This window comes from Alkalibacillus silvisoli, assembly GCF_039521975.1.
In the GTDB taxonomy this organism is placed as follows: Bacteria; Bacillota; Bacilli; order Bacillales; family Alkalibacillaceae; genus Alkalibacillus; species Alkalibacillus silvisoli.
In genome coordinates this window covers 177,174-190,350 of record NZ_BAAACZ010000009.1, presented here as the reverse complement: position 1 = coordinate 190,350, position 13,177 = coordinate 177,174, and the positions used below count along the sequence as shown (strand labels likewise).

The following is a 13,177-nucleotide window of genomic DNA, read 5'->3' as shown; positions in this document are numbered from 1 at the left end:
GTAATCGTCTAATTGTCAAGTATTAAATCATTATTCTTTGGAATCTAATATTAATGTGACTGGTCCATCATTTAAAAGTGAAACTTTCATATGTTCACCAAAAGCACCCACTTCTACAGGGACACCGAGACTTTCAACTTGTTTGTTAAACTGCTCATAAAGTTCATTAGCGATATCTGGCTTAGCAGCATTCATAAAGTTAGGGCGTCTTCCTTTACGACTATCACCATACAATGTAAATTGAGAAATCGATAATACTTTTCCACTAACGTCTTTAACAGAACGGTTCATTTTCCCCTGTTCATCTTCAAAAATACGTAAGTTAGTTACTTTATCAGCGATATATTGTAAATCTTTTTCTGTATCATCATGTGTAACACCTAGCAGAACGACTAGCCCTAATTCAATTGCTCCAGTTGTCTCATTATTGACCTCTACAGATCCAGTCGTAACCCGTTGAATAACTGCTCTCATAATAAAATCTCCTTACTGAATAGTTCTTTGTACAGTAAATACATCACTAATATGCTTAATTCGATCTACGATACGTCTTAGATGGTCTACATTTTGGATTAATATGGTTAAATGGATCACAGCCATTTTATTCTTATCTGATTTGCCAGTAACAGCTACTATATCTGTATTTGTCTCATTGACCACTTGTAATATTTCATTAAGTAAGCCATTACGATCAAAACCTGATATTTCTAAGTCGACGCCATAATTTTTTCGTTGTCGATTAACATTTTCCCATTCCACTTCAATCAAGCGGTTTTCATCTTCATTTTTTATATTTGGACAATCTTGTCTGTGAACAGAGACGCCTCGTCCTTTTGTAATATAACCGGTAATTTCATCGCCAGGGACAGGGTTGCAGCATTTAGATAATCGAACCATTAAGTTGTCTATACCTTTAACATTAACACCGATTCCAGTTGATTTTTTCCGTTTTGTTTCGACCTCCTGCTGAGCCTCTATTATTGAATTCTCTAAGTCTTCAGCTCTTTCTTTTTGGACGATCTTTTCAGTTAGACGATTAGTTGCCTGCTGTGCTGTTATACCTTGATAACCAACGGCAGCGTACAAGTCCTCTAAGGTATGGAGGTGAAACCGTCCTAATGCATTTTGAATATTATCTTCAACAAGAACCTTTTTGGGTATCAAGTCTAAATTCTTTATTTCTTTTTCGATTAATTCTTTGCCGCGCTCAATATTTTCATCACGGCGCTGCTTTTTAAAGAATTGTTTAATTTTATTTTTGGCTTGTGAAGTTTGTGTTATTTTCAGCCAATCTTCAGACGGGCCATAAGAATGCTTTGAAGTTAACATTTCAACAATATCGCCAGTTTTAAGCTTATAATCAAGAGGTTCAATCTTCCCATTAACCTTTGCACCAACTGTTTTATTCCCTACTTCTGTATGAATTCGATAGGCAAAGTCTAATGGGACAGAACCACTTGGTAGTTCAATCACATCACCGTTAGGCGTGAATACGTAAACCATGTCAGAGAAGAAATCGACTTTTAAAGACTCCATAAACTCCTCAGCATCATTCGTTTCACTTTGCCATTCTAAGATTTCACGGAACCAAGCTAACTGTTTAGACATATCCTCATGATTATTCGATTGTCCTTCTTTATAAGCCCAATGAGCTGCGATCCCGTATTCAGCAATTTCATGCATCTCTTGTGTACGAATTTGTACTTCTAACGGGTCACCTTTTGGTCCAATTACAGTTGTATGTAAAGATTGATAAAGGTTCGGCTTAGGCATAGCTATATAGTCTTTAAAACGCCCAGGCATTGGTTTCCAACACGTATGAATAATTCCTAAGACCGCATAGCAATCCTTAATGCTCTTAACAATCACTCGAACAGCTAATAAATCATATATCTCATTAAAGTCTTTTTTCTGAATTGCCATTTTACGATAAATACTATAAATATGTTTTGGACGACCAGAGATTTCCGCTGTAATGTTAACATCATGTAGTTGATTTTGGATTTCATCAATGACTTTTTCAATGTAATATACTCGCTCGTCTCTTTTTTGCTTCATTAGATTAACAATACGATAATACTGTTGTGGGTTTAAGTAACGTAATGAAATATCTTCAAGTTCCCACTTAATTGTGGAAATACCTAGCCTGTGAGCTAGGGGGGCGAATATTTCAAGTGTTTCATTAGCAATTCGTCTTTGCTTCTGTTCTGATAAATGATCTAACGTACGTATATTATGCAAACGGTCCGCTAATTTAATTAAAATAACCCGAATGTCTTTTGCCATTGCAATAAACATTTTCCGGTGGTTTTCAGCTTGCTGTTCTTGTTTAGATTTATATTTAATTTTACCTAGTTTGGTCACACCTTCTACAAGCGATGCTACTTCTTCTCCAAACTCTTCCGATAAATCATCAAAAGTAATCCCTGTGTCTTCTATAACATCATGTAAGAAGCCACTTGCAATCGTAGATGGATCCATTTCAAGGTCTACTAGGATACTAGCAACTTGAACAGGGTGGATAATATACTCTTCTCCTGATTTTCGTACTTGTCCTTCATGTGCTTCTTTAGCATATTCATAGGCAAGCCTAAGAAACGTCGTATGTTCTTCATTAAGATAACGACTTGCACTTTGGATTACTTGTTCAATTGTTTTCGTTTCATGCTTAGCCATAACATCACCTAGGTGTTTTAAAGTCATATTTTTAAATATTATTAATGATTAAATAAAAATTGTAAAGTTTGAGATATCCTTAAGATCTTCCACCAAACCTTAAGAACGTAAATTTCTTTAATATCACATTCATTTTAAGAATATTTAACATTTATGTTCTATTAAAGCTTAATATATATATATTTTGGATGTCGTCTTGAGCACGTAGTTGTTGTGTTTTGATAAGCGAAGGTGGCGACTCCTGCAGGAATAGAACGAGTCTCGAGACCCCACAGGCAGCGCTTTTCTGCCGAGGAGGCTCGAGCCGTGCCTGCGGAAAGCGTCCACCGAGAGCGAATCAAAATGCAACAACGGACTTTAACAGAGCTAACATTTAAAATCATTAACGTTAAATAAAACTTGGCTGACCTGATAAGGCCAGCCAATACTCTTAATACTCCATTAAACTTAGTATATCATAATCTTTTAACTTTTCTCGACCATTTAAATAACTTAATTCAATTAAAAATGCACAACCAACAACTTCACCGCCAAGTTGTTCAACTAAATCAATCGTAGCTTCAACTGTTCCACCTGTTGCTAATAGGTCATCAGTAAATAGTACACGTTGCCCTGGTTTAATCGCATCTTTATGAATCGTTAAAGCATCTGTACCATACTCTAAACCATAGTCTACTTTAATCGTATCACGTGGTAATTTCCCTTCTTTACGAACTGGAGCAAACCCAATTTCTAACGCATAAGAAATTGGACAACCGACGATAAACCCGCGTGCTTCTGGCCCTACAATAACATCTACGTCTTTTTTCTTTGCATATTCAACAAGGTCATCTATAGCTGATTTAAAAGCAGGACCATTGTCCATTAATGTCGTAATATCTTTAAATTTAATTCCTTCTTTTGGCCAGTCTTCTACAATGGTTACATATTGTTTATAGTCCATATACAACTTCCCCTTCCTTCATATGCAAGTCTAACCTGCACTCGACCCAATCCTTTAATTCACCATATGTTGAATAATATAACGTTTCTTCAACCTTTATTGCATTTTGTTTGCGAGTATAAGTAATTGATTCTTCTAATGGTTTAAATTCAACTTCATCTTGAAAAGTAATGTCACCATTAGTTATTTTAACAAAGTTTAATTCAAAAAACACTTCTAGCATAAAATCCAATTGGTTTAAGGTCCAATTTTTTGCCTCGGCGAGTTGAGCTTTTTGCTCTTCTTTTATATTTCGATGTTTGTTTAACGTAACATAAAGCATCTTAAAGTCTTGACGACTCGGAATAAGAGAGAACATTTGATCTTGCTTATTGCTAAAACATAAATAAATGGATTGATACGATGCGAACTGTATAACTTGTTCAAATTCTTCCAAACTATTCGGTAAATCTATACACACTAATCGTTTGTAATTCTCCCCATTTAATAAAGCTAATTCACTAATGTGATAAGCTTGATCAAATATAGGGGTTGTTTGTTCGTTAAAATATACAACCAATGCATCAGTGGAAGTAGGAAGCCTTTCAATTAATTGATGATTTAATGGTTTCCCGCGATAATCGAATAACTGCCACTCTTCGCATTTTAAATCTTTAAGCTTAATTTGTAGTTTACGATGGCCATTCCATTCATTCACTTCAATTTCACCGACAACATCAACGCTAACACCCGGTGTTAATTGATCAGCTACTTCACCTAGTTGAAAACCAATCATTTCAATAGGTAATCCATCTTTTTGTCCTTGAAGTTTAATATGATTTTGTTTTGCCCCTATTTTTCTTAGATCCGTTAGTAAAATATCACTTACTTGAAAGGTTGGTTTTTCGTTCCCCATTCCAAATGGAGCTAACGTATCTAACTCTTTGGGAAAATTAAGATCTACCTCTCCCCATTCTACTTCATCCTCAATTGATAAAGTGGGAATAAAGTCCTCATTAGTTAAGAAGGTTTTGGCTCGTTCATTTAACGCTTGTCTCAATTCATCTATTTTTGATTCGTCAACAGTCATACCTGCAGCTTGAGCATGTCCACCGAAATGGGTGAATAATTCATTTACTTCCATTCCTTCTTTAAACATGTCATAAGAAGGAATGCTCCGACCACTACCTTTAGCAATCCCACGCTCTAAGTCGATTCCTAAGACAATCGTCGGTTTATAATATTTATTAACAATTCGAGAAGCTACAATACCTAAAACCCCTGGATTCCAATTCTCTTGTGCAATTACAATCACGTGATCATTAGCATATTGTTGTTCTATTTGTTCCAGCGCCTCTTCAGAAATCGATTTAACGATTTTTTGACGTTCTTGGTTTAGCTCATCAATCTCTTTAGCAATATCAAATGCTATGACTGGGTCCTCTTCAAGTAACAAATCAACAGCTAAAGAAGCATCTTGTAGTCGACCAACAGCATTTAATCTTGGACCGATCACAAACCCAATATGTTCTGTTGACATCTGTGAATCTATTTTGCCGATCTGTTTAATGGCTTTGACACCGGGTTGTTCAGTATGAGTTAAAATGGATAATCCTTGTTTGACTAGGACACGATTTTCACCTTGTAAAGGAACTAAATCTGCAACTGTTCCAATTGCTACTAATCCTGTTAAATCTTTAGGTACTTCACCTAATAAGGCTTGTGCAAGCTTAAAAGCAACTCCAACACCAGCCAAATCATTAAAAGGATAATCCTCCGATAAACGAGGATGAATAATAGCATAGGCCTCTGGTACTTCATCTTGTTCTTCGTGGTGGTCAGTGATAATTAAATCCATACCTAATCCTTTTGCTAATTTGGCTTCTTTTAAAGCAGCAATCCCATTATCTACTGTAATGATTAATGAGCCACCAGCTTCACTTACAGCCCTAAAAGCATTTTCATTAGGTCCATACCCTTCTTTAAAACGATTAGGAATATAATAATCGACAACTGCACCGAGTGAACTCAAAGTTTTAACTAATAATGCCGTTGCTGTAACCCCATCAGCATCATAATCACCATAAATTAATATTTTTTCTTCATTTTCTATAGCTTGATTAATTCTTGTGACGACACGATCCATACCATCAAATAAGAACGGATCATGTAAATCATTTATGTTTGGGTACAAAAACGCTTCCGCTTCTTCTTCAGTATGTATACCTCTTTTCAATAACATACGCTTAATAACTGAAGAAATGGATAAATCAAAGTGAGGTGTTTGATTTTGTTGTGCTTTAATCCAATTCATCTTACTTTTTAACATAATTTCACCCCTAACTAACTCATTATACAAGAGCTAATCAGGGGTATCAATCTACTATTATGGTTGGTGATCATTTTTTTCAACAGGTTGTTCTTCTGTTGAAACGTCCGTTTCACTTGAATCAATCGCCTCTTGACTTAAAGGGTCCAACTCACTCTTTAGTTGTCTAATTTCTCTTTGTAGTTGATAAAACTTCGAGAAGCTAACACCTGCTACTAATAAAGCCCCTAATAAAACCGAAAGCAAAATGACTAAAATAAGAGGTGCTTCAGTTTCAATTATTAGAAAATCAACAGGTACAGAATCAACATTAATAACAGCAAAAACTGCAATGATGATTGTGAAAGCAATTGTTAAAATAATCCACGTTTGTTGTTTCATTTGTTTTCCCCCAATTCTATAACTTATCAATTAGATTCCCGATTAAGTTCAAATTTAATCACTGGTTGCACTAATTTTCCATCTTTTCTTAACGCTCTGTTAAAGTCCGTTGTTGTTATTGTGAATCGCTTTCGGTGGACGCTTTCCGCGGGCACGGCTCGAGCCTCCTCGACAGGAAAACATTGCCTGTGGGGTCTCGAGACTCGTGCTATTCCCGCAGGAGTCGGCACCTTCACTCATCACAATACAACAACTTAGAGCAACCTTTTAAATAATCAACACTAAGCTTTAACAGAGCCTTTCTTAAAGTTCAGGAGTCTAGATCATCTTATTAAGTATAAAAAAGTGATAGAGGCTCTCTCCTCTATCACTTTTTTTTATTTTATACTTGTGGACCTTCTTGGCGTTTTTTCTTTTGAAAATCGACTGGTTTTTCTGAGATATTACGCCCTCTCCATACTAACCATAACTGCGCACCTAGGAATAGTGAAGAATAAGTACCTGCAAGTAAACCGACAATTAAGGCAAATGCGAAGTAAGTAATTGCTTGTGCACCAAAGATAAATAACATTAACGCTGCAAACACAACCGTAATGACGGTGTTAAAGCTACGTGCTAATGTTTGCATTAAACTCTTATTCACAATAGATGCTAAATGGCTAAATGTCTTAACCTTCTTCTCCATCCTTAAGTTTTCCCTAATTCGGTCATACGTTACAATCGTGTCATTTACAGAATAACCAACAATCGTCAGAATGGCTGCAATGATTGTAATATCAAATTCAAACTGGAAAATACTAAATAAAGCTAAAATGAAAAATGCATCATGTAACAATGAAAAAGTCGCTGTTAATGCAAAGAACAATTCAAAGCGGAACGTCACATAAATAATAATTGCGACTGAAGCAATTAAAACAGCATAAATGGCGTTCATCGCTAGTTCTTGACCAATTTTAGGTGATACCGTACTCACACTTGGTTCATTTCCATATTGTTCTGTAAAGTGACTATTGACCTCAGCAATTTCATCTTGGTCTAAAACCGTATCAAACCGTACCATCCCAATCTCATCTTCATCCCCAGCCATAACAACTTGGGTTGGTTCAAATCCTAATGTCCCAAACTCATCATTAATCTCTTCAGGTGTTAAAGATTCATCAGCCATGACTTGAACACGTGAACCACTTTCAAAGTCAATACCTAAGTTTAACCCAGCTGTTGAAAGGAAAATGACACCAGCAGTTATTAAAGCACCAGATATGATAAAGAATTTTTTACGATGTTGTACGAAATTAAACGTTTTACCAAAGAAATGTGGTTTTACTTCTTCACCTTTTGTAATGTCTTTGATCTCTTCTTGTTTAACACCAAATAACTTTGGTTTGTTATTTAACGCTTTACTACTCACCCATAAGTTTAATAACAATCTAGTGAAATATACTGAGGTAATAAAGCTCAAGATGATACTTATAATAAGCATCGTTGCGAATCCTTTTACTGAGCTCGTACCAAAGATAAATAATACCGTAGCAGCAATAATCGTTGTCACATTAGCGTCTAATATTGTTGTTAATGAACGCTTATTACCGGCCTTAAAGGCGGATCTTAATGTCTTTCCGGATTTTAATTCTTCTTTAATCCGCTCAAAGGTTATAATGTTCGCATCTACTGCCATACCAACACCTAATACGAGCGCTGCAATTCCTGGAAGTGTGAGAACACCATTAATCGCTTCAAATACGAGTAAGATTAAATAAATATAGGCACTTAAAGTTACAACTGATATTAATCCCGGGAAGCGATAATAACTAATCATATATAAAAAGATTAATATAACACCAAGAATACTAGCATAAACAGTTTGGTCTAGAGCTTGCTCACCGAATTGTGCACCAACTGCAACTGAATACACTTCATTTAAATCTGCTGGTAGTGAACCGGCATTAAGTAGGTCAGCTAATTGTTGAGCTTCATCGACTGTAAAAGGTGAACCACTAATTTGAACATCAGTACTAGGGATTGGATCATCTACACTTGGTGCAGAAATAAATTTAGGGTCTTCACTACCAACTTCTTCCTCAAATGAATCACCTTCTTCATAATCCAGCCAAATGACTAATAAATTTTCAGGTTCTGGCAATTGTGAAACTTTTTGTGTAACTTCATGGAAATTCTCATATTCACTTTCTTCAAAATTACGTTTCGTTTCTAAAGTAACGATTGGCTGATTCATGTCATTAAAGTTTTGACGAGCACTTCCTTCGACTAGTTCAGTACCATCAAAGAACTGTTCATCATCTACCCCTCTAAAAGAAAGGTTAGCCGTTGTTGACAATAATTCACGCGCTTCATTTTGATCAGTGACACCAGCAAGTTGGACACGTATTCGGTCATCACCTTCGATATCAATTAATGGCTCATTGACACCTAATACGTCAATCCTTTCATAAAGACTTTGCACAACCGCATCTAGCATTTGATCATTGACTTCTTGATTTTCACTTAATGGTTCAACTTCATATAAAACTTCAAAGCCACCTTGTAAGTCTAATCCTAATGTAATATCTTTCGTTATTGAATTAGTAGTCGTACCAATTAATCCCCCTAAAAGTAAAACAATTAGGAAAAAGGCGGCGATTCTGCCCTTCCTTTTCATCTGTTAAGTTACCTCCTTTTGATCAATAGCAAATGGGATTTACTACTCTGCTTCAGTATGTTCCTTTTCCCATTGTGATAAGGCTTCTATTTGCTGTAATAACTCTTCATCTTGTTGTTGCACTTGAACCGTTAAAAAACTCATAAATATACGATCACTCATATGTAATACATCTTGAACGACTTGAAATAAGGTCGTCTCTTTATTCTTTCGCCATACTTTATGAAGTAAGCAATTCCACACTTCATCGTGTGTCACGCGTTCATAGCCTAGCATTTCTAGTTCATCTACTTTACTTTGAATCACATCATACAATTGAGGTCGCCATTCTTCAACGTGTTTTTTAACTGGTTCCAACTTTAATCCCCCTTGTGATCAAATCTCAAAACAATTCATATTTCTAAAGTAAACTCCTTCTAAGTAATGCTAGAGTCTGATTGTAGTTATGTAAAAAAGTAAATTAATACTTTTTTATCTACCTTAAACCATTATGGCTTAAATGAAAACAAACTTCTAAAGTTTTATCATGACTTGGGCTTAGACAAGCATATAAATTATTGTACCGAAATTTCATACTTTTGAGAAGGTAGGTATTTAAATTGTCTAAGCAAACTTTTATTAAAGGAGCCATTATCTTAATAGTTGCTGGTATGATCAGTCGTCTACTCGGATTCGTTAATCGAATTGTGCTAGCACGATTGTTAGGTGAAGAAGGAATCGGAATCTATATGTTAACCTTACCTGCCTTATTTCTAATGATCACATTATCACAAATTGGAATACCTGTTGCAGTCTCGAAATTAGTAGCAGAAGCTAACACAGAAAATAATAAGCAAAAAATTAATCAAATACTTGCACTTTCTTTTACCATTACAATCTCATTAAGCATATTATTAACTACTCTATTTATCTTTACAGCACCATTCGTATCAACTTATCTCATATTAGATGATAGAACGTATACACCTATGCTCATGATCAGTCCAATTATCATTATTATAGCTATTTCAGCTGTTTTACGCGGTTATTTCCAAGGGTTGCAAAACATGAAGCCACAAGCAACTGCCCAAGTAATCGAGCAAGTAGTCAGAATCGTATTTGTCGTAATCATTGTTAAAGTGATGTTACCTTATGGGATTACTTACGCAGCAGCTGGAGCAATGGTTTCAATTGTGATCGGTGAACTTATCTCTCTAATCTACATGTACTATTGTTTTAAAAAGCATAAAACCTCTATTATAGAGCTTGGGGTTAATGTAGCTCATCAAAAAATGCGCTCAACCCTTAATAGTATTTTACACATTGCTTTACCAACTGCTGGAACTAAACTGATTGGCTCTACTACCTATTTCCTTGAGCCAATTTTAGTCTCTCAAAGTTTAGTGATTGCTGGTTATACGATAGCTGAAAGCACGAAATTATACGGGCAACTAACAGGGTATGTGTTGCCATTACTACTTTTACCAACCTTTATTACACATTCGTTATCTGTAGCATTAATTCCTTCTATTAGCGAAGCAAATGCACTTAACCATCACCAAACAGTTCATTACCGTATTAGACAAGCATTAAGGCTTTCATTTGCCTCAGGTGGGATTGCTACCATTGTATTTTTATTACTAGCACCTGTCATTTTACAACTCATGTATGGCAATGATAATGGGGCACAGTTTTTAATGTTCATGGCACCATTTTTCTTGTTATTGTATTTCCAAGCACCACTTCAAGCAGCCTTGCAAGCCCTAGATTACGCTAAACATGCGATGATTAATAGTTTAATCGGTGCTATTGTAAAATTAGGTATCCTATGGCTATTAGCGACAAAACCATCATTCGGCATAGATGGCGTCGTGATCTCGATTGTTGTCGGTGTCTTAGTCGTAACGTTTTTACATTTTATTACGCTTTATAAATTAATTAAATTTAGGATGCCTTTTTGGCTTTCACTTCGTATGATTTTACTAATCGTTATTGTGTACTTTATGGGTTCACAAATGACTACCATGTTTATGGCAAATAATCCTCTAGTATCGACGATCACGATTATTACTTCGTTACTCATACTATATATAATTGGTTTATTCTTGTTTAAAATTGTTTCTAAAGATGAATGGGAACAACTTAAACAAGGCCGGTTTTAATCCAATTCTTTAAAGTCGAGAAAAATAGATCCATCTTCATGCATTTGAGCAACAGTAATTTTAGAAATGTCATAAACCCCATAATGACTAAGCTGATTTAAGACTTGATTCTCTGTAACACCCTGTTGTTGTAAAGCTTCTTTTTGAAACTGCCCATCGATAATAATAGGATCAAAATAGTTTAACGGTTGATCTTGTTGTTTAAAGACTGAGAGCTTGCCATTTGTTTCTAATATGGCAAGCTCTACTTCTTTTAACTCCAACGCCCCCGCTTGCCTTAATTGAATGAGTAGATCATCCATATTGTAACGTTGTTTTTTCATTTCTTTTTCATCAATAACACCCTTTCTAATAATGATTGAAGGTGTTCCATCTAGAAGTACTCTTGCCTTATTACTTCTAAATGAAACCTCAGCAGTCAATCGTTGAATAATTAACAATACGAATATGGGTGTTAACAATAAAAAGAAGGATTCTTCCGTTTGTTCAATAGAAAGAACCCCAACCTCTGCCATCATGATAAATACTATTAAATCCATAATACTCAATTCACCAATCTCCCGTTTACCCATTAAACGAAAAACCGCATAAATTGCTAAATAAACACCTGTAGTGCGAACAACCAAGTTAATTAATTCTTCCATAATGTACATCTCCGTTGTCTTAATCGCTCTTATCATTCACTATATAGCTAAATTTATACGGTATTTAGTAGACTTTAGAAATAGCGGATTAACATATAAACAGTCGCAATTATGAGTGACACAACAACAATCAATAAACCATATAACATAAACCGGATAAATGGAATTTTCACACCATTTGTACTAGCAATACCTGCAACAACAACATTTGCTGAAGCTCCTAACAGTGTTCCATTCCCACCTAAACAAGCTCCAAGTGCCAGTGCCCACCACATTGGGTCTATTGCTGTCATGCCAAACTCTTCTAATTCAAAGAGAATCGGAATCATTGATGCGACATAAGGTATGTTGTCTAGAAAACCTGACAATAAACCAGCTGACCATAAAATAATAAAAGAAGACTTAACTTGATCACCTTCAGTTAATGTAATAAATGACATGGCGATTTGATCAATAATCCCTGTTTGTTCCAATCCACCAACTAATACGAACAACCCAATGAAGAAAAATAGTGTCGTCCATTCAACTTTCGCAAATACTGTTTCACAATCTGCATCCTTTTCAGATAAGAGCAGTAAGATTAATGCACCAGCTAAAGCTACAGTGGTTAACTCAACATGAATAAACCCGTGTAAAAGAAATCCAGCAATAGTTAAAAATAATATCGATAAAGACTGGTATAACAAGGGGGATTTTTTTAGTGCAGCATAAGGGTCAAGATTAATTGCCTCAGAAGAACGTTGTTGACTAGATTTAACTAATGAACGACCAAACATTAGAAGTAATAAAGCCATTGTAACAACAAATATAACAACCACTATAGGTGCTAAGTGAATGACAAATGACATAAATGTAAAATGCTCAACTGCTTGTCCAATCATAATATTAGGTGGATCCCCGATCATAGTTGCCGTGCCACCAACATTTGAGGTAATAATCACCATAACAATGTATGGAAATGGCGGTAAATTTAATTTCTTAATCATATGTAAAAGAACAGGAACGAATAACAGAACTGTCGTCACATTATCCAATAAAGCGGACCCAACTGCGGTGAAAACACCTACCCAGATAAACAAAGGAATAGGTCGTCCATCAACACGTTGAATCATCCACAGGGCAATAAATTCAAAAACACCAGTTCGTTGAGTGATTGTAATTAATACCATCATCGAAAATAATAGAACGATTGTACTCCAATCCACATAAGTTGATAATGCACTATCAATTGAGAAAATCCCTAATACTATTAAAATAGCTGAACCAGATAAAGCTACTAATGCTCGGTTAATTTTATCTAGCAATAAAAATATGTAGCTGATCGCGAAAACTATTATAGCAATCATTGCATCCATGTTCATTTCCCCTTTATTATACTGTCCTAATAAATAAATACGTCTTTTTCAGGAAAAACATGCATAGTTTTAT

Annotated in this window: 10 protein-coding genes; 1 reads left to right on the top strand and 9 read right to left on the bottom strand. The window is 35.3% G+C overall.

The genetic code is table 11. The features are described from left to right. Nucleotides 1–30: 30 nt before the first annotated feature. The 7 genes from dtd to ABDZ63_RS05065 form a co-directional block, all read right to left on the bottom strand. The gene (gene dtd / locus ABDZ63_RS05095) at nucleotides 31–474 is read right to left on the bottom strand and encodes a D-aminoacyl-tRNA deacylase (RefSeq protein WP_343782204.1); all 444 of its coding nucleotides are present in this window, start codon (nucleotides 472–474) and stop codon (nucleotides 31–33) included. Nucleotides 475–486: 12 nt separating this feature from the next. Beyond that, entirely contained in the window at nucleotides 487–2,676 is a 2,190-nt protein-coding gene (locus tag ABDZ63_RS05090) for a RelA/SpoT family protein (protein ID WP_343782645.1), read from the bottom strand. Between the two features lie 430 nt (nucleotides 2,677–3,106). Next, nucleotides 3,107–3,619 carry an adenine phosphoribosyltransferase gene (locus tag ABDZ63_RS05085; RefSeq protein ID WP_343782202.1) on the bottom strand — a complete coding sequence of 171 codons (513 nt, stop codon included), beginning with the start codon at nucleotides 3,617–3,619 and terminating at the stop codon, nucleotides 3,107–3,109. Next, nucleotides 3,609–5,927 (bottom strand): single-stranded-DNA-specific exonuclease RecJ, encoded by a 2,319-nt coding sequence (recJ, locus tag ABDZ63_RS05080; protein ID WP_343782201.1) that lies wholly within the window; start codon nucleotides 5,925–5,927, stop codon nucleotides 3,609–3,611. The genes ABDZ63_RS05085 and recJ overlap by 11 nt, the downstream gene beginning before the upstream one ends. A gap of 57 nt (nucleotides 5,928–5,984) precedes the next feature. Then, nucleotides 5,985–6,308, bottom strand: coding sequence for a LapA family protein (locus ABDZ63_RS05075; RefSeq protein ID WP_343782200.1), 324 nt, complete (start codon nucleotides 6,306–6,308; stop codon nucleotides 5,985–5,987). Between the two features lie 382 nt (nucleotides 6,309–6,690). Further along, on the bottom strand, nucleotides 6,691–8,964 hold the full coding sequence (secDF, locus tag ABDZ63_RS05070) for a protein translocase subunit SecDF (RefSeq protein WP_343782199.1): 2,274 nt from the start codon (nucleotides 8,962–8,964) through the stop codon (nucleotides 6,691–6,693). 42 nt (nucleotides 8,965–9,006) lie between these two features. Continuing rightward, entirely contained in the window at nucleotides 9,007–9,321 is a 315-nt protein-coding gene (locus tag ABDZ63_RS05065; RefSeq protein WP_343782198.1) for a post-transcriptional regulator, read from the bottom strand. A gap of 242 nt (nucleotides 9,322–9,563) precedes the next feature. Here ABDZ63_RS05065 and spoVB point away from each other — a divergent pair, with 242 nt between their 5' ends. After that, nucleotides 9,564–11,105, top strand: a complete 1,542-nt coding sequence (spoVB, locus tag ABDZ63_RS05060; protein ID WP_343782197.1) for a stage V sporulation protein B — start codon at nucleotides 9,564–9,566, stop codon at nucleotides 11,103–11,105. Here the strand turns inward: spoVB and ABDZ63_RS05055 are convergent. Both ABDZ63_RS05055 and ABDZ63_RS05050 read right to left on the bottom strand, forming a co-directional pair. Continuing rightward, nucleotides 11,102–11,749 (bottom strand): DUF421 domain-containing protein, encoded by a 648-nt coding sequence (locus tag ABDZ63_RS05055; RefSeq protein ID WP_343782196.1) that lies wholly within the window; start codon nucleotides 11,747–11,749, stop codon nucleotides 11,102–11,104. The genes spoVB and ABDZ63_RS05055 overlap by 4 nt on opposite strands. 74 nt (nucleotides 11,750–11,823) lie before the next feature. Continuing rightward, nucleotides 11,824–13,143: an ArsB/NhaD family transporter gene (locus tag ABDZ63_RS05050; protein WP_343782644.1), complete on the bottom strand. Its 1,320-nt coding sequence runs from the start codon at nucleotides 13,141–13,143 to the stop codon at nucleotides 11,824–11,826. Between the last annotated feature and the right edge of the window lie 34 nt (nucleotides 13,144–13,177).

Bases quoted from the DNA above. Each gene is read 5' to 3' on its own strand.
- dtd (WP_343782204.1), bottom strand. From the start codon at position 474: ATGAGAGCAGTTATTCAACGGGTTACGACTGGATCTGTAGAGGTCAAT.
- ABDZ63_RS05090 (WP_343782645.1), bottom strand. From the start codon at position 2,676: ATGGCTAAGCATGAAACGAAAACAATTGAACAAGTAATCCAAAGTGCA.
- ABDZ63_RS05085 (WP_343782202.1), bottom strand. From the start codon at position 3,619: ATGGACTATAAACAATATGTAACCATTGTAGAAGACTGGCCAAAAGAA.
- recJ (WP_343782201.1), bottom strand. From the start codon at position 5,927: ATGTTAAAAAGTAAGATGAATTGGATTAAAGCACAACAAAATCAAACA.
- ABDZ63_RS05075 (WP_343782200.1), bottom strand. From the start codon at position 6,308: ATGAAACAACAAACGTGGATTATTTTAACAATTGCTTTCACAATCATC.
- secDF (WP_343782199.1), bottom strand. From the start codon at position 8,964: ATGAAAAGGAAGGGCAGAATCGCCGCCTTTTTCCTAATTGTTTTACTT.
- ABDZ63_RS05055 (WP_343782196.1), bottom strand. From the start codon at position 11,749: ATGGAAGAATTAATTAACTTGGTTGTTCGCACTACAGGTGTTTATTTA.